The sequence below is a fragment of the Kluyvera sp. CHPC 1.251 genome (genome assembly GCF_036759945.1).
Lineage (GTDB): Bacteria > Pseudomonadota > Gammaproteobacteria > Enterobacterales > Enterobacteriaceae > Kluyvera > Kluyvera sichuanensis.
The window spans coordinates 501,663-522,663 of sequence record NZ_JAPKIC010000002.1 but is presented as its reverse complement, the minus strand read 5'-3'; the positions used below and the strand labels follow the sequence as shown (position 1 = coordinate 522,663).

Sequence of the window (21,001 nt, the reverse complement as noted above, 5' to 3'; positions counted from 1 at the left end):
CTGTCGGGCGTAATGCGATAATTATTGGGAATATTTACTGGTGTAGATAATGAGTTTAATTAAGTACGGTGAAGCTACTTTAAATCAATGGGTTAAACTTAAACTGTAGCTAAATAAAAGAACAAGCATAAGTAATTAGAACGCAATACCTCTTTCCAATATAGTCTATGCGTACTAAATCTCATCGTCATCAAAATGATAAGGAAATCACCTTTGTGAACAAGAGAATTCTTGCTATCGCTATTTCTATGGCTATGGGCTCGCTATATCATTCCAGTCGTGCTGCTACCACGTCGCAAATTAAAGCGGGGTCAGGTGAAACCGTTACGGTTACTGATGATGTTGAATATTCAGGGTTTAACTCCAGCGCGTTGTACGCCCATGATGGAGGGAAAGTTATCTCCGATGGGTTTGATATTCAGGGAGGCAGAGCGGGTAAAACGGTTTATGCTTCAGGTGGAACGATTGAAGTAGCGAATGGTTTAATATCGGGAGAGGACTTAATATCGGTATATGTTGATAAAGGTGGGCAGGTTTTTCTGGATAATATCCAGTTTGGCGACGGGTCCAGTAGCATTCAAGGAACCGGCGAAGGAAGCTTTATTTCCTTTGCGAACTCAATGATTGAGGGTTTTGATGGTTCACTGATCGTCCTTTACGACCAGGCGGGAGTGAGTCTTGATAATGTCCACCTTAACCAGGCGAGTTCTCAAAGTGGAACCGGTATTCTTCGGTTGGATAGTGGTAACAGTGCCATCATTAGTCACTCCAGTTTTAGCTCTGTTAACAGCAGCACAATAGGGGCTGAGGACGGCAGCAGTGTGGTGCTAAACGATGTGGAACTTACCACGACGCACGATAACGGCACCAATCTTAACCACTATACGGCTGTCTCACTGAATAATTCTACACTCAACGGGAAAAATACCACCATTACGGCAAACGGGGATGCGTGGGGTATTCAGGCCTCTAACGGTAGTTCCATTACGATGGATAACCTGACCTTTGAGATGAATGCCAATTCTGATGGCACCAATTATGGAATCTATCTTAATGACAGTTCATTGGCGCTAAGTGATTCCACCATCACCGCCACTGGCAACAACAACATACTCGTTATCGCTAATGGCGGCACGAAGCAGGGTAATAACGTCTCTTTGACCAATACGCAGATTACCTCTATGGGTAACGGCAGCACGGCGTTCTATGCCAGCGGTAACAGCCCTTACAGTATTACTGACAGTGATATTTCAGCGAGTGGCATCTCATCCTATGGCATATACGCCATCAGTACCTCCACGGCAAGCGAACTCACCAATACTAATGTAAGCGCGGAAGGTGAGGGTGCTGTCGCTCTCCGATTGGCCGATACCGGGAAAACCACCGTAACGGGTGGCACGCTCTATTCAAAAGACTACGCCGCGATCATTCTTCAGGACCGCAGCGACACGGGGGATTCGCTAGACCTGGCACTAAATGGCGCAAGGGTCATCAGCGATAGTAACCTGGCGTTAAGAGTGCTGGATTACAACAGCGGTTCAGGTTTGGTATTGGGTGATGTCAACATCGATGCCGCACATGGCACTGAGGTTACCGGCGATGTACTGGTGGAATCTACCAGCGCTGACAGCAATCTGTTCTTTAATCTGACGGATAGCTCCACACTCACGGGAGTCTTCAATACTGAGAATTACGCCGGAACCTCCACGCTCAATGTCGATGCAACCAGTCAGTGGAACGTCACCGGCAGTTCAACCTTGACGACGCTAAACAATGCCGGAACGATCTCCTTTGCAACTCCTGCCGATGCCAGCGGCTTTAAAACCATTACCGTTGACGGCGATTATTACGGTGCCGAGGGTAGCTATTTATCGATGAATACGCAGCTTGGCGACGATAGCTCTCCGACAGACAAGCTGGTTATTAATGGGGACAGCTCGGGAAGTACCAGCGTCAGCTTTACTAACGTTGGCGGCAGTGGCGCGTTGACCGTTGATGGGATAAAGGTTATCGATATCGCAGGGCTTTCCGGCGCGCTTTTCACCATGAGCGGGCGCGCGGTAAAAGGCGGCTACGAATACAACCTGTATCAGGGCAGCCTGAGCGACCCTACCGATGGCGATTGGTACCTACGTTCAGTCGCGACGCCGGATCCTACACCGGATCCGGATGAAGACGATGATGACTCAACCCCGGATGACGGTGGCTCAACCCCGGATGATGATGACTCAACTCCGGATGACGGTGGCACAACCCCGGATGATGATGACTCAACTCCAGACGACGGCGACATAACGCCAGACGATGGCGACTCGACTCCAGACGACGGTGATACAACGCCAGACGATGGCGACGCGACCCCAGATGAAGACGATTCAACGCCGGATCCCGATCCGACGCCAACACCGTCATATAACCCGCATCGCCCGGAAATCGGTGCCTACCTGGGTAACCAGACCGCCGCTATCAATATGTTTGCTCACACCATGCATGAACGTTTGGGGGAGCCTGAGTTTTCCCAGCCTAACAAGGCTGAGGCGGGTGCTGGTGGCATGTGGATAAGAGCATCTAATTATTCCACCGACAGCAAAGCGGCAGGTCAGTCGCTGAACGTGAATACCAACACCGCTATGTTCCAACTGGGCGGTGATATCGCTCACTGGGATAACAACGATCAGCGCTTCCTGCTGGGCGTGATGGCGGGCTACGGCCACAGCGATATCGACAGTACCAACCCAAATGCCTATAAGGCCGGTGCCAGTAAAGCCACGGGGGATGTTGATGGTTACAGCGTTGGCTTATATGCCACCTGGTTCGGTAGTGCGTCCAGGGCGACCGGTGGCTATGTTGATACCTACGTTCAGCACGGCTGGTTTGAGAACACCGTAAAAGGCCAGAGTCTGCCTTCTGAAAGCTACAATAGCCGACTGTGGCAGTGGTCTGTTGAATCTGGCTATGCCTTTGAACTGGGCAACACCGGCAACTACCAGTGGCTGCTTGAACCTCAGGCGCAACTGATTTACGACTGGTATAGCGCCGAAAACCATACCGAACAGAACGGGACGCGTATTCATAGCGCAGATGCCAATGGCCTCACGAGCCGACTGGGAGCCCGTCTCTATGGTCGTATAACAAAAGACGAAGGCATTCAGCCATTTGTTGGCGTTAACTGGTGGCACGGCGAATCGAATAACTCGCTGAAAATGGATGACGATCGTTTCTCGCAGGATATCCCGGATAATCGCTATGAGGTGGAAGCGGGTGTTCAGGCACGCATCAGCAATAACTGGCAGGGCTGGGCGAAGCTGAGCTCTGAAACGGGAGATAACGGCTACCGCAGAAGTGAAGGGGTTATTGGCGTTAAATATGTCTGGTAAATCGCCTGTAGCACAATAAAGCACAACGCCGTCCCGTACCTGGGGCGGCGTTTTTTTGGTGTTCGTTATCCCAGCGCGAAGGGATCGGCATCCTGCCAGGCCGGGAATTTCTCGCGATACTCCTGCAGCGCTGCCAGTGAAAGCTCACCGTCGATACGCGTAGCCTGATGCGGTTCGGCAGTGGCCAGAATCTCACCCTGCGGGGTAATAATCCGGCTGTCGCCACGATAGTGATGACCGTTGCCATCGGTGCCGACGCGGTTGCATCCCACCACATAGGCCTGGTTTTCAATCGCCCGTGCCGTTAACAGCGCCTGCCAGTGCAAAGAGCGGGGCGCCGGCCAGTTGGCGACATAGAGTGCCAGATCGTAGTCATTACGGTTACGCGACCACACCGGGAAACGCAGGTCGTAGCACACCAGTGGCAGAATACGCCAGCCACGCCACGTCAACACTACGCGCTTATCGCCAGCAATATAGTGCTGATGTTCATTCGCCATGCGGAACAGATGCCGTTTATCGTAGCGATGCACGCGGCCTTCCGGCTCGACGAGAAGAAAGCGGTTTACTGCGCCAACGCCCGTCTGCAGCGCCGCGCTGCCAGCAACCAGCGCATTGGTGCGTTCCGCCTGCTCCTGCATCCAGGCTACGACCTCGTCTTCCGACAACGATTGTTCTGCGGCTTCCATCGCAAATCCGGTGGTAAACATTTCCGGCAGGACTATCACATCACGCTCGGTAATCCCTTCCATCTGCCGGGTAAAGTGGCGCAGATTTGCAGGGCCGTCCATCCACACGAGGGGTTGTTGTAAAAGGGTAATCTTCAAGCCAGACATGGTGATACTCCTCTGTTGCAGGACGTAAATCTAACTGTAACACCTTATCAGGCCGCAGCTTTGCTGAGGACCGTTTGCATAAAAAAAAGCGGAGCCAGGCTCCGCTTTGAGGATAACGAATTGAAAACGTTACGCGGCTTCAACCTTGCGCACGTTGTCCGGCAGCTTTACCGGCTTAGTCGCCAGTTCGTCCGGAGCAAAGTCGTCAACGTTGATGCTACGCAGTCGGCTAACTTCTGCTTTAGTCAGAATGTCCGCTTCTTCCTGATCAATCAGGCCTTTAGCCAGCGCGTTACGTGCCAGTTCATCCAGGCGGGTAAACGGCAGGTTTTTGCCAATTTCTTTGCAGATCCGCTGGTGGATAGGGTCGGCTGCCATAACGTCAACCAGCGCTTCTTCCAGCAGGCCAACCGGGTTGTGCTCGCTCGGGGTCAGATACTGACCGCGGCCGATACGTGAACGGGTGGCGCTCGGTGTCTGCAGAATTTTTGCGACGCTGTGGTCCAGCTTATCGGACGGCGCGTTGTAATGACGGCCGGTCGGGAAGATAACCACGCGCATTGCCCCTGCGACAAAGCGGTTTGGGAAGTTCTTCAGCAGGTCGTCAATCGCCTGTTCTGCCTGATGCAGCGCATCCTGAACGCCCCAGTGCACCAGCGGTAAATCTGCTTCATTACGCCCTTCATCGTCATAGCGCTTCAGGACGGAAGAGGCGAGGTACAGCTGGCTCAGCACATCACCCAGACGGGCGGAGATGCGCTCGCGACGTTTCAGGCTGCCGCCCAGTACCGCCATCGATACATCCGACAGCAGGGCCAGGTTGGCGCTCAAACGGTTCAGATGCTGATAGTAGCGTTTGGTGGCATCGCGGGTTGGGGTCGGGCTGGTTAAGCCACGGGTGATACCCAACCAGAAGCTGCGTACTTTATTGCTACCGACGTGGCCGATGTGTTTAAACAGCAGCTTATCGAACGCGTTGGCATCTTTGTTCTGCGCCGCCGCCATCTCTTCCAGTACGTACGGATGGCAACGAATCGCGCCCTGACCGAAGATCATCATGCTACGGGTCAGAATGTTCGCGCCTTCAACGGTGATAGCGATGGGTGCACCCTGGTAAGCTCGCGCCAGGAAGTTACCTTCGCCAAGCATGATGCCTTTCCCGCCGGCAATATCCATGGCGTCAACGATGGACTGCTGGCCGCGGTGGGTACAGTGGTACTTCACGATAGCCGACAGTACCGCCGGTTTTTCGCCGAGCATAATGCCGTAGGTAATTAATGTAGCCGCTGCGTCCATCACGTAGGCGTTGCCTGCGATGCGCGCCAGTGGCTCTTCAATCCCTTCCATTTTACCAATCGACACTTTGAACTGGCGGCGAATGTGCGCATAGGCACCGGTCGCCAGCGCTACGGATTTCACGCCGCCGGTCGAGTTAGACGGCAGGGTAATACCACGGCCAACGGACAGACATTCAACCAGCATACGCCAGCCTTGACCGGCCATTTTCGGCCCGCCAATGATGTAGTCGATTGGCACGAAGATATCCTGACCGCGCGTCGGGCCGTTCTGGAACGGCACGTTCAGCGGGAAGTGACGACGACCAATTTCAACGCCCGGGGTGTTGGTTGGGATCAGGGCACAGGTGATACCCAAATCTTCCGCGCCGCCCATCAGTTTGTCCGGGTCAGACAGCTTGAAGGCCAGGCCCAGTACGGTCGCAATCGGTGCGAGGGTGATGTAACGCTTGTTCCAGGTTAAACGCATACCCAGAACCTGCTCACCCTGCCATTCGCCCATGCAGACGACGCCGGTATCCGGAATCGCACCGGCATCGGAGCCCGCTTCCGGGCTGGTCAGCGCGAAGCATGGGATCTCCTGACCACGCGCCAGGCGCGGCAGGTAGTGATCTTTCTGCTCTTCAGTACCGTAGTGCTGCAGCAGTTCGCCCGGCCCTAAGGAGTTTGGTACGCCGACGGTAATCGCCAGAATGCCGGAAACGCCGGAGAGCTTTTGCAGTACGCGAGCCTGGGCATAAGCAGAAAATTCCAGACCGCCGTACTCTTTCTTAATGATCATCGCGAAGAAGCGGTGCTCTTTCAGATAGGCCCACAGCTCCGGCGGCAGGTCTGCCATCTCGTGGGTGATCGCAAAGTCGTTAGCCATGCGGCACGCTTCTTCAACCGGGCCATCAATAAACGCCTGCTCTTCGGCGGTCAGCTGTGGACGCGGGTAGTTGTGCAGCTTTTTCCAGTCCGGGTTGCCGCGGAACAGATCGCCTTCCCACCAGGTGGTACCGGCATCAATTGCTTCTTTCTCAGTGCGCGACATCGGCGGCATCACTTTGCTGAACATACGGAAAACCGGCGTTGAGATCAGCGCTTTACGCATCGGCGTAAAGTTGAACGGCACCAGAATGATGGCCAGCGGCACCAGCAGCCACAGGTTCCACAGGCCAATCGCACCGAGAGCGGCGGTCCAGGCGAGCAGAATCACGCTGCCGAGCGTCAAACTAATACGGTGATAGAAGAGTGCACCGAGTACGGCAATGGTTAAAACAATACTCAAAATCATCATAGAGAAATGCCCCTGTCTTGTAGGAGGTCTGACCACTTGTGATGTTATGGTTGTAGTTGAAGCGTTTTTATTTAGCAATGTGTTTACAAAATAATTACAACCTCGCTCACATTGTTGCTGCTTTTTAGCGCACTAAAAATCCAAACATCGGGTGAATAGATTCGTGCTTGCTTCTCTGTACTGGCGCTATCCGGTACACTAACGATGACAATTTTATTAATGCTGAAGGATTATCCTCATGTACCAGGATCTTATTCGTAACGAACTGAATGAAGCGGCCGATACGCTGGCAAACTTCCTTAAAGATGAAGCCAATATCCATGCTATTCAGCGCGCAGCAGTCCTGCTGGCAGACAGCTTCAAAGCCGGTGGCAAAGTGCTCTCCTGCGGTAACGGTGGTTCTCATTGCGATGCGATGCACTTCGCGGAAGAGTTAACCGGTCGCTACCGTGAAAACCGTCCGGGATATCCGGCGATTGCGATTTCCGACGTCAGCCACCTTTCCTGCGTGAGTAATGATTTCGGCTATGAATATGTGTTCTCTCGCTACGTTGAATCCGTCGGTCGTGCGGGCGATGTGCTGCTGGGGATCTCCACTTCTGGCAACTCAGCAAACGTGATCAAAGCTATTGAAGCGGCGCGTGCGCAGGGGATGAAAGTGATCACGCTGACCGGCAAAGACGGCGGCAAAATGGCCGGTTCTGCGGACATCGAAATCCGCGTACCGCACTTTGGCTACGCCGACCGTGTTCAGGAAATTCACATTAAAGTGATTCACATCCTGATCATGCTGATCGAAAAAGAGATGGTTAAAGCTTAAGATTTTCGGGGCTCCGGCCCCGATAGCTGTGGGGGTGTGATATGTGCGAACTGCTCGGGATGAGCGCCAATGTGCCAACCGATATTTGCTTTAGTTTTACCGGGCTAGTCCAGCGCGGTGGGGGCACCGGGCCGCATAAAGACGGCTGGGGAATTACCTTCTACGAAGGCAAAGGCTGTCGCACGTTCAAAGATCCGCAGCCCAGCTACCAATCTCCCATCGCCAAACTGGTGCAGGACTATCCTATTAAGTCCTGCTCCGTCATTGCCCATATTCGCCAGGCGAATCGCGGAATGGTGGCGCTGGAAAATACCCACCCGTTTACCCGCGAGCTCTGGGGACGCAACTGGACCTACGCCCACAACGGGCAGCTTACCGGCTATAAATCGCTGGAGACGGGGCAGTTCCGTCCGGTCGGTGAAACCGACAGCGAGAAAGCCTTCTGCTGGCTGCTGCACAAGCTCACCGAGCGCTATCCACGCACGCCGGGCAACATGCAGGCGGTCTTTAAATACATTGCTTCGCTGGCGGATGAGCTGCGTGAGAAGGGTGTGTTTAACATGCTGCTTTCGGATGGTCGTTACGTGATGGCGTTCTGCTCAACCAACCTGTACTGGATAACCCGCCGTGCGCCGTTTGGCGTGGCGAAGCTTCTGGATAGGGACGTGGAGATCGATTTTCAGCAGGAGACCACCGCCAACGATGTGGTTACCGTGATAGCAACCCAACCGCTGACGGGGAATGAAACCTGGCACAAGGTGATGCCAGGTGAATGGCGCTTATTTTGTCTCGGGGAGCGTATAGTTTGATGCCAGCTGCGGCTGGACCACTTCGTGGCTCAGCGGCTTGCTCACTACATAACGCCCATCAACCACGGACACCATCGGCGGCTTATGCGTCTGCTGGAAGTAGTCGTAGCCCGGCTTAAGCTGCTGCCAGAAGTCGTTGAAGTACGAGTATTTGTGGCGCTGCATGTTGGCATCTGTCATGCGGAACGGATAGATGCTGACTTCAACGCTCGACTGACCGAAGACTAACGCGGCGGTCACGAACTGGAAGATCTCATCAATACCGGAATCGGTCATGGCGTAGCAGCCAATCGAGACACAGGCACCGTGAATCATCAGATATTTCCCTTCATAACCGTGAGCACGGTCATAGGCGTTCGGGAAGCCAATATTAATCGCTTTATAGAAGCGGCTATCCGGCTTCAGCTGGCTACGCTGCACCGAGTAAAAACCTTCCGGACTTTTGAAATCGCCCTGACGCTGCTTCGGCCCCAGGCCGCCTGAGTAGTTGCAGATCTTATAGCTATCGAGGAGTTGGTAGGTTTCACCCATCTTGACGAAGAGATCGAGCGTGCGCTCCTCTTTGAAAATCTGGATATAGACCGGGGAGCCCATCATTTGCTGCTTGTATTCTTTGCTGACAGGCGTCGTTGGCGTATTGCTGCTTAATAACCCAGCAAACGAAACGCACGGCATCAAAAGCATCGCAATAACAAATGCGATTTTGCGCATACTACTTGTTCCTTGATAAAAGATAACAACATGCCAGGAAGGCAATCAGGAGAAAAAAGCAGACAAATCTGTTTTTTGTGCGCTCACCTTAGCACCACCGCATTTTTTCGCAAGAGGGGCGGCGGGCGTTTACCATTTCGTAATGCAATCCCGCCTGAACCCGGTGCGTTGTGCTGTTTCTCTGCCTGACGACATCAGCTACAGAGAGTGTTGGATAAGCCGATGATTCACTAGCTATCTTTGTCTGAATCGCGCTCACTTTGCGTATCGGCTCGCAATTTAGCGGCTTCAAAAGCGGAACTGCTGCATCAGAGAAAGAGAAAATGGTAAACTTTCGTAACTGAATCATTCGAGATGGAATTGGGTGGCTTGGTTTTCATCCGAATGGTGAATGTATTTAACTCTCAGAACAGCGTAAGAAAGGATGCTTCAATCTCTCATATGCCCAATCACGGATGGTCATTGGGTTTCAGGTTTTACTCCTTTCTTTTGTTTCGTTAACCAAAACGCTGGCTTCAGCCTCGATCTGACGTCGTCGTTAACGGATACCTGCGAACAGTATGATTAAAATAACTAAAGGCCTCGATCTGCCTATAGCTGGCCTGCCCGACGGGCAACGCATTGATGATGTGACGGTCACGCGTGTTGCGGTGAAAGGTGAAGAATATATCGGGCTTCGCCCATCAATGGCGGTCAAAGAGGGCGACAGAGTTGCCAAAGGGCAGCTGCTTTTCGAAGATAAAAAGATTCCAGGCGTGCGTTTTACCGCCCCGGCCAGCGGCATCGTCAGCGCCATCCATCGCGGTGAGCGTCGGGTGCTGCAATCGGTAGTCATTGATATCGACGGCGATGATGCCGTGACGTTTAACGCCTACGCGCCCGATGAGCTGGCCACGCTGCCACGTGAAACGGTTGTCGCGCAGCTGATTGAATCCGGCCTGTGGACCGCGATGCGTACCCGTCCTTTTAGCAAGACGCCGGTGCCGGGCACCGACCCCGCGGCGATATTCGTCACCGCCATCGACACCAACCCGCTGGCGGCCGACCCGCAGCCGATTATTTTCGCCCAGCGGGATGCCTTCAACGCCGGGCTGACCGTCCTGACGCGCCTGACCGACGGAAAAGTTCACGTCTGCCAGGGCAGCGGCGGTAAGCTGGGCGGGCATCCACAGGGGCAAGTGACTTTTAACCAGTTCTCTGGCCCCCATCCGGCGGGGCTAGTGGGTACTCACATTCACTTCCTTGAGCCAGTGAGCCTGAACAAGCAGGTGTGGCACCTGAACTATCAGGATGTTATCGCTTACGGCAAGCTGTTCCTCGACGGCGTGCTTTGGACTGAACGCATTATTGCGCTCGGCGGCCCGCAGGTGAAACAACCGCGGCTGCTGCGCACCTGTATCGGCGCGGATCTTGACGCCATGCTGGTGGGGGAACTCCATGACGGTGAAAACCGCGTTCTCTCCGGCTCCGTGCTGAACGGCACGCAGGCCGTCGGGCCGCACGCCTTCCTGGGGCGCTTCCACCTGCAGGTCAGCGTGCTGAAAGAAGGGCGCGACAAAGAGCTACTGGGCTGGGTTGCGCCGGGGCGGGATAAGTTCTCTATCACCCGCACCACGCTGGGCCACTTCCTCAAGAAAAAGCTGTTCAACCTCTCCACCGATACGCACGGCGGCGAACGCGCAATGGTCCCGATCGGCAGCTACGAGCGGGTTATGCCGCTGGATATCCTGCCAACCGTCCTGCTGCGTGACCTGCTGGCAGGAGATACCGACAGCGCGCAGGCGCTTGGCTGCCTGGAACTGGATGAAGAAGACCTGGCGCTGTGCACCTACGTTTGCCCAGGAAAATACGAATACGGGCCGGTTTTACGTCGCGTATTAACGCAAATTGAGCAGGAAGGCTAAGTGATGGGCTTAAAACAGCTATTAGAAAAAGTTGAGCCGCACTTCACGCAGGGCGGCAAGCTGGAAAAGTACTACCCGCTGTATGAAGCAACGGCAACGCTGCTCTACACGCCGGGTCACGTGACGAAGGGCGCGGCGCACGTTCGTGATGCTATCGACCTGAAACGTATGATGATCCTCGTCTGGTTCGCCGTCTTCCCGGCGATGTTCTGGGGGATGTACAACGTCGGTCTGCAGACCATTCCGGCGCTGCACAAGCTCTACGGTGCTGAACAGCTCCAGCAGGTGATTGCCAGCAACTGGCACTACAGCGTGGCGCAGGCGCTGGGCGTGAGCTTCGCCCCGGACGCAGGCTGGCTCAGCATGATGATGCTCGGCGCGGTGTTCTTCGTACCTATCTACGCTGTCGTCTTTCTGGTGGGTGGCTTCTGGGAAGTGCTGTTTGCCATCGTGCGTAAGCACGAAGTCAACGAAGGTTTCTTTGTCACCTCGATTCTGTTCGCGCTGATTGTTCCGCCAACCATGCCGCTGTGGCAGGCGGCGCTGGGGATCTCGTTTGGTGTCGTCATTGCCAAAGAGATATTCGGCGGTACCGGGCGCAATTTCCTTAACCCGGCGCTGGCCGGCCGCGCCTTCCTGTTCTTCGCCTATCCGGCGCAAATCTCCGGTGATTTAGTCTGGACCGCGGCCGACGGTTTCTCCGGCGCTACGCCGCTCTCCCAGTGGGCGAGCCACGGCGGTGAGTCGCTGGTTAACGTCGTTACCGGTCAGCCGGTGAGCTGGATGGATGCCTTTATCGGCAATATCCCGGGTTCTATTGGTGAAGTCTCAACGCTGATGATTCTGCTCGGTGGGGCGCTGATTATCTTTGGCCGTGTGGCTTCCTGGCGCATCGTCGCCGGGGTCATGCTTGGCATGATGGCCTGCGCCACGCTGTTTAATCTGATTGGCTCCGACACCAACCCAATGTTCGCCATGCCGTGGTACTGGCACCTGGTGCTGGGCGGCTTTGCCTTCGGCATGATGTTTATGGCAACCGACCCGGTCTCCGCCTCGTTTACTGATAAAGGCAAATGGTGCTACGGCGCGCTGATTGGCGTGATGTGTGTGTTAATCCGCGTGGTTAACCCAGCCTATCCGGAAGGGATGATGCTGGCGATTCTGTTCGCCAACCTCTTTGCGCCGCTGTTTGATTACCTGGTGGTGCAGGCCAATATTAAGCGGAGGAAGTCGCGTGGCTGAAAATAAAAGTAACGATAGCATCGGCAAAACGCTGCTGGTGGTGCTGGTGCTTTGCCTGGTCTGCTCTATCGTGGTGGCGGGCTCCGCCGTTGGGCTTAAGCCTCTTCAGCAGGAGCAGCGCGCGCTGGATAAGCAGCGCAATATCCTGGCGGTTGCCGGGCTGATGCACGATAAAATGTCCGCCGATGAGGTCGCTGAGATCTACGCGACCCGCGTTGTACCGCGTCTGGTGGATTTAAAAAGCGGCGAGATTCTCGACAAAGATCCGGCGAAGTTTAACCAAAGCCAGGCGCTGAAAGACCCAGCGCAAAGCGTCGCGCTGGCCTCTGGCGAAGACCCGGCGGGAATTCGTCGTCGCAGCAACGTGGTGGAAATCTATCTGATTAAAGATGAGCAGCAGAAGTTACAGGAGATTGTCCTGCCGGTGTACGGTAACGGCCTGTGGTCGATGATGTATGCCTTTGTGGCGCTGGACACCGATGGGCGCACCATCCGCGGCATTACCTACTACGACCAGGGGGAAACCCCAGGCCTCGGTGGTGAAATTGAAAATCCGAACTGGCGTGCGCAGTTTGTGGGTAAACGGGTGGTGGACGATAGCGGCAAACCGGCGCTGCGCGTGGTGAAAGGCGCGGCACCGCAGGGTGACCTCTATGCCGTTGACGGCCTGTCCGGCGCAACGCTCACTGCTAACGGGGTGCAGCACAGCTTTGATTTCTGGATGGGTGAAATGGGCTTTGGCCCGTTCCTGAAACAGGTGCGTGAAGGAGGGCTGAACCATGGCTGAGCAGGGTGATATGAAAGAGATGAAGCGGGTACTCGTTGGCCCGCTTATCGCAAATAACCCAATTGCGCTGCAGGTGCTTGGCGTCTGTTCGGCGCTGGCGGTCACCACCAAGCTGGAGACGGCCTTCGTAATGACCATCGCGGTAACGCTGGTCACGGCGTTCTCGAGCATGTTTATCTCGATGATCCGCCATCACATTCCGAACAGCGTGCGTATTATCGTACAGATGGCGATTATCGCTTCGCTGGTTATCGTCGTCGATCAGCTACTGCGCGCGTTTGCGTTCGAGACCTCTAAACAGCTCTCGGTATTCGTCGGTCTTATCATCACTAACTGCATCGTGATGGGGCGTGCGGAGGCCTACGCCATGAAATCTCCGCCATTGGCGAGCTTTATGGACGGTATCGGAAACGGCCTGGGCTACGGCGCCATTCTGCTGATCGTCGGCTTCCTGCGTGAGCTTATCGGCAGCGGCAAGCTGTTCGGTGTCACGGTGCTGGAAACGGTGCAGAACGGCGGCTGGTATCAGCCTAACGGTCTGTTCCTGCTCGCGCCGAGCGCGTTTTTCATTATCGGTTTGCTGATCTGGGCGCTGCGTAGCTGGAAGCCGGAACAGCAGGAAAAGGAGTAACCGATTATGGCTCATTACATTAGCCTGTTTGTCCGCGCGGTGTTTGTTGAAAACATGGCGCTGGCCTTCTTCCTGGGGATGTGTACCTTCCTCGCAGTGTCGAAGAAAGTCTCTACCGCCTTCGGCCTGGGTGTGGCGGTAACGGTTGTGCTCGGCCTTGCCGTACCAATTAATAACCTGGTCTATAACCTGGTACTGCGCGACGGCGCGCTGGTTGACGGCGTGGATCTCAGCTTCCTGAACTTCATCACCTTTATCGGGGTGATTGCGGCGCTGGTGCAGATCCTAGAAATGATCCTCGATAAATACTTCCCGTCACTCTACACCGCGCTGGGCATCTTCCTGCCGCTTATCGCGGTGAACTGTGCCATCTTCGGCGGCGTGTCGTTTATGGTGCAGCGTGACTATAACTTCGGCGAGTCCATCGTTTACGGCTTTGGTTCCGGTATTGGCTGGATGTTAGCGATTGTCGCCATGGCCGGTATTCGCGAGAAGATGAAATATTCAAACGTGCCCGCGGGACTGCGCGGCTTAGGGATCACCTTTATCACCACTGGATTAATGGCATTAGGTTTTATGTCGTTCTCCGGTGTGCAGCTATAAGGGCCGTTAATCATGGAAATATTACTTGGCGTAGTGATGTTTACGCTGATTGTGCTGGTGCTGTCGGTGCTGATTCTGTTTGCCAAATCGAAGCTGGTGAACGCCGGGGACGTGGTCATTGAAATCAACAACGAAGCGGATAAGCAGATCAAAACACCGGCCGGTGACAAGCTGCTGAATACGCTCTCCAGCAACGGTATCTTTATCTCATCTGCCTGCGGTGGCGGTGGTTCCTGTGGCCAGTGCCGGGTGAAGGTGAAAGAGGGCGGCGGCGATATTCTACCGACCGAGCTTTCGCATATCACCAAGCGCGAAGCTAAAGAGGGCTGCCGTCTGGCCTGTCAGGTTGCCGTGCGTCAGGATATGAAAATCGAACTGCCGGATGAAGTGTTCGGCGTGAAGAAGTGGGAATGTGAGGTTATCTCTAACGATAACAAAGCCACGTTTATTAAAGAGCTGAAGCTTGCCATTCCTGCTGGTGAAAGCGTGCCGTTCCGCGCCGGGGGCTATATTCAGATTGAATGTCCGCCGCATAAAGTGGCTTATGCCGATTTTGACGTGCCGGATGAATACCGCGGCGACTGGGATAAGTTTAACCTGTTCCGCTACGTCTCTGACGTCAAAGAGCCAACTCTGCGCGCTTACTCAATGGCGAACTACCCGGACGAGAAGGGCATGATTATGCTCAACGTACGTATTGCGACGCCGCCGCCGTCTGCGCCTGACGCACCGCCGGGAATTATGTCCTCCTATATCTGGTCGCTCAAAGCGGGCGATAAGGTGACAATCTCCGGGCCGTTTGGCGAATTCTTTGCCAAAGAGACCGAAGCGGAAATGGTGTTCATCGGCGGTGGAGCGGGGATGGCGCCGATGCGTTCGCACATTTTTGACCAGCTTAAGCGCCTGCACAGCAAGCGTAAAATCAGCTTCTGGTACGGCGCTCGCTCGCTGCGCGAAATGTTCTATCAGGAAGAATTTGAAAAGCTGGCGCAGGAGAACCCGAACTTCACCTTCCATATCGCGCTTTCCGATGCGCTGCCGGAAGATAACTGGACGGGTTATACTGGCTTTATTCATAACGTCCTGTATGAAAACTATCTGCGTGACCACCCGGCACCGGAAGATTGCGAGTTCTATATGTGCGGGCCGCCGATGATGAACGCTGCGGTTATCAAAATGCTTAAAGATCTCGGCGTTGAGGATGAAAACATCATGCTCGATGATTTTGGAGGCTGATGATGTTAACGGTCTTTCTGGCGACGTTCGGCATTTTTGTGTTGGTGGTTTTTGGCATGTCGCTGGGCTATATCGTGAAGCGGAAAAGCCTGCAGGGCAGCTGTGGCGGAATTTCTTCTCTGGGGATGGAGAAAGTGTGTAACTGCCCTGAACCCTGCGATGCGCGTAAAAAACGCATGGCGAAGGACGCGCAGCGCCAGCAGAACCGTATCCTGTAGTTCCTCTCTTCGCCCGGCGCTGCCGGGCGATTTGTATTCTTCTCATTTGCCAATGTTGTGCTGTATACTTATCCAGTGGTAAGTGAGGGCTAACGATGCGCAAAATAATCCATATCGACATGGACTGCTTCTTCGCGGCGGTGGAAATGCGCGATAACCCGGCGCTGCGCGATATCCCTATCGCCATCGGCGGCAGTCGGGTACAGCGTGGCGTGATAAGCACGGCGAACTATCCGGCGCGTAAATTTGGCGTACGCAGCGCCATGCCGACCGGGATGGCGCTGAAGCTCTGCCCGCATCTCACACTGCTGCCGGGGCGTTTTGAGGCCTATCGTGAAGCGTCCAACCATATCCGGGAGATCTTCTCCCGCTATACCTCGCTTATCGAGCCGCTGTCGCTGGATGAAGCCTATCTGGATGTAAGCGCGAGCCCCCACTGCCACGGGTCGGCTACGCTGATGGCCCAGGAGATCCGCCAGACTATCTTTAACGAACTCTCGCTGACCGCATCGGCGGGGGTAGCGCCGGTGAAGTTTCTCGCCAAAATTGCCTCTGACCTCAACAAACCTAACGGCCAGTTTGTGCTGACGCCGGACGAGGTTCCTGATTTCCTCAAAACCCTGCCGCTTGGCAAAATCCCCGGCGTGGGTAAGGTGTCGGCCGCAAAACTTGAAAGCATGGGGTTGCGTACCTGCGAAGATGTACAAAACAGTGACCTTGCTATGCTGCTCAAACGTTTTGGTAAATTCGGGCGGATCCTCTGGGAACGTAGCCATGGGATCGACGAACGTGAGATCCATAACGATCGCCAGAGAAAGTCGATCGGCGTAGAGCGCACGCTGGAAGAGGACATCCATGAATGGGCCGACTGTGAAGCGATCGTCGAGCGTCTCTATCCCGAACTGGAACGGCGACTGGCGAAAGTCCGGCCGGACCTGCGTATTGCCCGGCAGGGAATAAAACTCAAATTTAATGATTTCCAGCAAACCACCCAGGAGCACGTCTGGCCGAAGCTGACCAAAGACGATCTGCTTGCCACGGCCTATCAGTCCTGGCAGGAACGCCGTGCAGGGCGCGGGGTGCGCCTGGTTGGCCTGCACGTTACGCTGCTCGACCCGCAACTGGAAAGGCAACTTCTCTTAGGGATATAACCATGCTGATTCGTGAATACCGTGACGGTGATTTTTCCACGCTGTGCCAGATTTTTCAGCGCGCGGTACGGGAAACCGCCAGCCAGCACTACTCGCCCGCCCAGGTAAACGCCTGGGTGCAGGTAGATGAAGCCCGATGGCGGCAAAAAATGGCCGACTCTCTGGTTCTGGTGGCTACGGTTGATGACGTGCCGGTGGGCTTTGTTACTGCCGTTGAGCTTTATATTGACCTGCTGTTTGTCGACCCATCGTATTCACGACAGGGGGTCGCCAGCGCACTACTGAAAGCGTTGTTTGCCAGGCTCCCGACGGGAACGTTAACGGTAGAAGCAAGTATCACGGCCAGAGCGTGTTTTGAACGGCTGGGATTTGTGGTGGTGGCAGAACAAGAGGTGAAAGCGCGCGGGGAGACGTTTGTGAACTATCGGATGGAAAAAATCAGGTAGGGTGGTGATATCCCCGGCGTCGTTCCACTCAGTCGGGCTACGTCGAATGTAGCCAGGCTAAGCGAAGCGCCGCCGGGAACGGCTCAAAACTTACTTCGCCGGAATCGCTTTCAGCAGTTCCGTCAGCAGTTGCCAGTACTGGCCAACGCTTTCGATATGAACCTGCTCATCTGGAGAGTGTGGCCCGGTGATGGTTGGCCCAATGGAGACCATATCCATGTCAGGATAAGGTTTCTTGAACAGACCACATTCCAGACCGGCGTGGATGATCTGAATGTTCGGAACCTTATTGAACAGACGCTGATAGGTTTCACGCACCAGGTGCATTACCGGAGAGTTAGCGTCCGGCTGCCAGCCTGGGTAGCCGCCTTTCGGCTGAGTTTTCGCACCGGCCAGCGCGCCCAGAGATTCCAGCATGCTCACCACGTAATCTTTACCGCTGTCGAGCAGGGAACGAATCAGGCAGTGAATGGTGGCGGTATCTTCAGTCATGGATACCACGCCCACGTTCAGCGAGGTTTCCACCACGCCTTTCGCCACGTCGGAGTTACGAATCACGCCGTTCGGAGTCGCGTTCAGCAGCTGAATGAACGCATCGCGAGAAGCGGCGGTCAGCGCTTTACCGTCAACGGTCTGGGTTTCCAGAACCAGCGTCAGGTTTTTCTCTTTCGCCGACAGTTCGTTTTGCAGAATGTGCAGGTAGGTATCAACCAGGCCTTTCAGCGCATCAGCTTTATCCGCTGGGATTGCCAGCGCAGCAGAGGCTTCACGTGGAATGGCGTTACGCAGGGTGCCGCCGGTGAAGTCGACCAGACGCAGATCCAGTTCGCTCGCGTGAGCCACCAGGAAACGGGCCAGCAGTTTGTTGGCATTGCCGAGACCGAGGTGAATATCACCGCCGGAGTGGCCGCCTTTCAGGCCTTTCAGCGTCAGCTTGAAGCCCTGGAAGCCCGCAGGAATCGCTTCACGAGTCAGCGGCAGGTTGCTGGTGAAGTCGATACCACCGGCACAACCCATGTAGATTTCACCCTCTTCTTCAGAGTCGGTGTTGATCAGAATGTCGCCCTGCAGCCAGTTTGGTTGCAGACCGAACGCGCCGTCCATGCCGGTCTCTTCGGTCATGGTCAGCAGCACTTCCAGCGGACCATGCTCAACGGACGCATCGGACAGCACCGCCAGCGCGGAAGCCATACCGATACCGTTATCGGCACCCAGCGTGGTGCCGCGTGCTTTTACCCACTCACCGTCGATGTACGGCTGAATAGGGTCTTTGGCGAAGTCATGAACGGTATCATTGTTTTTCTGCGGCACCATATCGAGGTGGGCCTGCAGTACAACCGGTTTACGGTTTTCCATACCCGGGGTCGCGGCTTTGCGAATCAGAATGTTGCCAACCTGGTCGCGCTCTGCGTGAAGACCTTTTTCTTTCGCCCAGCCAACGATATGCGCGGCGAGCTGCTCTTCATGATGAGAAGGGTGCGGAATAGAACAGATTTTGGCAAAAATATCCCACAGCGGCTGCGGGGATAATTGAGACAGTTCAGACACGGTGAGTCTCCTTACGGCGTTCTGCAAAAGTCGCTTGCAGGTAAAGGGTTAGCACATACACATACCACAAGACTGGCTTGCGCGATGGGGTTGAGAATACCACTTTCTGCCTCTTCCGGTAGAACAAACCACGTAAAAAGCGCGCCGGATTCCGCTTAACACTGGTTTTTAGTGCGTCAGATCTCTATAATCTCGCGCAACCCATTTCCCCCTTGAACATTTTTTAAGCCGTATAACATAGGCTGGGACAACTTCACATGAGCGAAAAATACGTCGTCACCTGGGACATGTTGCAGATTCACGCACGCAAACTGGCCGCACGCCTGATGCCTTCTGAACAGTGGAAAGGCATTATCGCCGTTAGTCGCGGCGGTCTGGTACCGGGCGCACTGCTGGCACGTGAACTGGGCATTCGTCACGTCGACACCGTATGCATCTCCAGCTATGACCACGACAACCAGCGCGAACTGACCGTTCTGAAACGTGCTGAAGGCGATGGCGAAGGCTTTATCGTTATTGACGACCTGGTAGACACCGGCGGTACCGCGGTAGCGATTCGCGAAATGTATCCAAAAGCTCATTTCGTCACCATCTTCGCTAAACCAGCTGGTCGTCCGCTGGTTGACGATTATGTTATTGATATCCCGCAGGATACCTGGATTGAGCAGCCTTGGGATATGGGCGTGGTGTTTGTGCCGCCTATCTCTGGCCGTTAATTCAGTCAATTAATGCGCTTCCAACGCCCGGTTATGCCGGGCGTTGTTTTTTTTAACGCCCCACGCGTTACAATACATCCAGGAAAGTATCTATGGAGGTTTTGTGATGCCAGAAGCTAATCTCAGCGAAACGCTATTCAAGCCGCGCTTTAAACACCCTGAAACGTCAACGCTGGTACGCCGGTTCAACAATGGTAGTACCTCCCATATGCAATCGGCGCTCAGCGGCAATAACGTACCGCACTGGTACCGCATGATTAACCGCCTGATGTGGATCTGGCGCGGTGTTACCCCGCAGGAAATTCTCGACGTGCAGGCGCGCATCGTGATGAGCAAGGCCGAACGTACCGACGACGAACTGTATGACACCGTAGTGGGCTATCGCGGCGGTAACTGGATTTATGAATGGTCTTCTCAGGCCATGCTCTGGCAGCAGAAAGCGACCCAGGAGCAAGACGAAGCCCTCAGCGGCCGCCATTGGCTGCACGCCTCTAACCTTTATAGCATTGCAGCGTACCCGCACCTGAAGGGTGACGATCTCGCCGAACAGGCGCAGGCGCTGGCAAACCGTGCCTATGAAGAGGCGGCTCAGCGCCTACCGGGTGAAATTCGCGAACTCGAGTTTGCCATTCCCGGCGGCTCGCCGGTGACCGGATTCCTGCATATGCCGAAAGGCAACGGCCCGTTCCCAACGGTGCTGATGTGTGGCGGACTCGATGGCCTGCAAACCGATTACTACAGCCTTTATGAGCACTACTTCGCGCCGCTCGGTATTGCGATGCTGACGCTGGACATGCCGTCGATTGGCTTCTCCTCTAAATGGAAGCTGACTCAGGACTCCAGCATGCTGCACCAGCACGCGCTGCGCGCGCTGCCGGATATTCCGTGGATCGATCACACTCGCGTCGCAGCGTTCGGTTTCCGCTTCGGTGCGAACATTGCCGTGCGCCTGGCCTACCTGGAAGCGCCGCGGCTGAAAGCCGTTGCCTGTCTTGGCCCGGTGGTACACGGCCTGCTCAACGACCCGCTGCATCAGGGGCGTGTGCCGGAGATGTATCTCGACGTGCTGGCTTCACGCCTGGGCATGCACGATGCCTCCGATGAAGCGCTGCGCGTCGAACTGAATCGCTACTCGTTGAAGACTCAAGGGCTGCTGGGCCGACGCTGCCCAACGCCGATGCTGTCGGGCTACTGGGATAACGATCCGTTCAGCCCGGAAGAGGAGTCGCGGTTAATTGTTTCGTCATCTGCGCAGGGCAAACTGATGCCGATCCCGTTTAACCCGGTGTACCGTAATTTCGATCGTGCTCTGAAAGAAATTGCCGGGTGGATCAATAATAGATTTTGTTAATATATTGCTAAATTCTATTGATTTGGTAAAACAGTTGCATC

The 21,001-nt window shown here is 54.9% G+C and carries 18 protein-coding genes; 14 read left to right on the top strand and 4 right to left on the bottom strand.

Annotated features, from left to right (window positions below):
- Positions 1-836 precede the first annotated feature (836 nt).
- A complete protein-coding gene (locus V6940_RS06780; protein WP_333495309.1) occupies positions 837-3,377 on the top strand; it encodes an autotransporter family protein in 2,541 nt (846 codons plus the stop codon).
- A 65-nt stretch (positions 3,378-3,442) separates the two neighbouring features.
- Here the strand turns inward: V6940_RS06780 and V6940_RS06775 are convergent, their stop codons facing one another.
- Together V6940_RS06775 and fadE are read right to left on the bottom strand one after the other, a co-directional pair.
- Positions 3,443-4,213 carry an amidohydrolase gene (locus V6940_RS06775; protein WP_333495308.1) on the bottom strand — a complete coding sequence of 257 codons (771 nt, stop codon included), beginning with the start codon at positions 4,211-4,213 and terminating at the stop codon, positions 3,443-3,445.
- 129 nt (positions 4,214-4,342) lie between these two features.
- On the bottom strand, positions 4,343-6,787 hold the full coding sequence (fadE, locus tag V6940_RS06770; RefSeq protein WP_333495307.1) for an acyl-CoA dehydrogenase FadE: 2,445 nt from the start codon (positions 6,785-6,787) through the stop codon (positions 4,343-4,345).
- Positions 6,788-7,025: 238 nt separating this feature from the next.
- Here fadE and lpcA point away from each other — a divergent pair, with 238 nt between their 5' ends.
- Positions 7,026-7,607, top strand: coding sequence for a D-sedoheptulose 7-phosphate isomerase (gene lpcA / locus V6940_RS06765; RefSeq protein WP_035894459.1), 582 nt, complete (start codon positions 7,026-7,028; stop codon positions 7,605-7,607).
- A gap of 41 nt (positions 7,608-7,648) precedes the next feature.
- Positions 7,649-8,416, top strand: coding sequence for a class II glutamine amidotransferase (locus V6940_RS06760; protein WP_185669675.1), 768 nt, complete (start codon positions 7,649-7,651; stop codon positions 8,414-8,416).
- Here V6940_RS06760 and dpaA read toward each other — a convergent pair.
- Positions 8,387-9,127 (bottom strand): peptidoglycan meso-diaminopimelic acid protein amidase, encoded by a 741-nt coding sequence (gene dpaA / locus V6940_RS06755; RefSeq protein ID WP_333495306.1) that lies wholly within the window; start codon positions 9,125-9,127, stop codon positions 8,387-8,389. The two genes, V6940_RS06760 and dpaA, sit on opposite strands and share 30 nt — an antisense overlap.
- 560 nt (positions 9,128-9,687) lie before the next feature.
- On the opposite strand from dpaA, the gene V6940_RS06750 reads away from it, so the two are divergent.
- The 9 genes from V6940_RS06750 (at position 9,688) to V6940_RS06710 (ending at position 17,345) form a co-directional block, all read left to right on the top strand.
- On the top strand, positions 9,688-11,031 hold the full coding sequence (locus tag V6940_RS06750; RefSeq protein ID WP_333495305.1) for a Na(+)-translocating NADH-quinone reductase subunit A: 1,344 nt from the start codon (positions 9,688-9,690) through the stop codon (positions 11,029-11,031).
- Between the two features lie 3 nt (positions 11,032-11,034).
- Positions 11,035-12,273, top strand: a complete 1,239-nt coding sequence (locus V6940_RS06745) for an NADH:ubiquinone reductase (Na(+)-transporting) subunit B (protein ID WP_185669693.1) — start codon at positions 11,035-11,037, stop codon at positions 12,271-12,273.
- A complete protein-coding gene (locus V6940_RS06740) occupies positions 12,266-13,060 on the top strand; it encodes a Na(+)-translocating NADH-quinone reductase subunit C (protein ID WP_333495304.1) in 795 nt (264 codons plus the stop codon). The genes V6940_RS06745 and V6940_RS06740 overlap by 8 nt, the downstream gene beginning before the upstream one ends.
- The gene (locus V6940_RS06735) at positions 13,053-13,691 is read left to right on the top strand and encodes an NADH:ubiquinone reductase (Na(+)-transporting) subunit D (RefSeq protein ID WP_333495303.1); all 639 of its coding nucleotides are present in this window, start codon (positions 13,053-13,055) and stop codon (positions 13,689-13,691) included. Before V6940_RS06740 ends, V6940_RS06735 begins: the two co-directional genes overlap by 8 nt.
- A gap of 6 nt (positions 13,692-13,697) precedes the next feature.
- The gene (gene nqrE, locus V6940_RS06730) at positions 13,698-14,294 is read left to right on the top strand and encodes an NADH:ubiquinone reductase (Na(+)-transporting) subunit E (protein WP_185669670.1); all 597 of its coding nucleotides are present in this window, start codon (positions 13,698-13,700) and stop codon (positions 14,292-14,294) included.
- A gap of 12 nt (positions 14,295-14,306) precedes the next feature.
- The gene (nqrF, locus tag V6940_RS06725; protein WP_333495302.1) at positions 14,307-15,530 is read left to right on the top strand and encodes an NADH:ubiquinone reductase (Na(+)-transporting) subunit F; all 1,224 of its coding nucleotides are present in this window, start codon (positions 14,307-14,309) and stop codon (positions 15,528-15,530) included.
- Positions 15,531-15,532: 2 nt separating this feature from the next.
- Positions 15,533-15,748, top strand: coding sequence for a (Na+)-NQR maturation NqrM (nqrM, locus tag V6940_RS06720; protein ID WP_333495329.1), 216 nt, complete (start codon positions 15,533-15,535; stop codon positions 15,746-15,748).
- A gap of 95 nt (positions 15,749-15,843) precedes the next feature.
- Complete coding sequence (dinB, locus tag V6940_RS06715; RefSeq protein ID WP_333495301.1) at positions 15,844-16,899, top strand: DNA polymerase IV; 1,056 nt, start codon at positions 15,844-15,846, stop codon at positions 16,897-16,899.
- Between the two features lie 2 nt (positions 16,900-16,901).
- Positions 16,902-17,345 carry a GNAT family N-acetyltransferase gene (locus tag V6940_RS06710; RefSeq protein WP_333495300.1) on the top strand — a complete coding sequence of 148 codons (444 nt, stop codon included), beginning with the start codon at positions 16,902-16,904 and terminating at the stop codon, positions 17,343-17,345.
- 90 nt (positions 17,346-17,435) lie between these two features.
- Here the strand turns inward: V6940_RS06710 and pepD are convergent, their stop codons facing one another.
- Positions 17,436-18,893, bottom strand: a complete 1,458-nt coding sequence (gene pepD / locus V6940_RS06705) for a cytosol nonspecific dipeptidase (protein ID WP_333495299.1) — start codon at positions 18,891-18,893, stop codon at positions 17,436-17,438.
- 257 nt (positions 18,894-19,150) lie between these two features.
- On the opposite strand from pepD, the gene gpt reads away from it, so the two are divergent.
- Together gpt and frsA are read left to right on the top strand one after the other, a co-directional pair.
- The gene (gpt, locus tag V6940_RS06700) at positions 19,151-19,609 is read left to right on the top strand and encodes a xanthine phosphoribosyltransferase (protein WP_010427903.1); all 459 of its coding nucleotides are present in this window, start codon (positions 19,151-19,153) and stop codon (positions 19,607-19,609) included.
- Positions 19,610-19,715: 106 nt separating this feature from the next.
- Positions 19,716-20,960, top strand: a complete 1,245-nt coding sequence (frsA, locus tag V6940_RS06695; protein WP_333495298.1) for an esterase FrsA — start codon at positions 19,716-19,718, stop codon at positions 20,958-20,960.
- Positions 20,961-21,001: the final 41 nt, after the last annotated feature.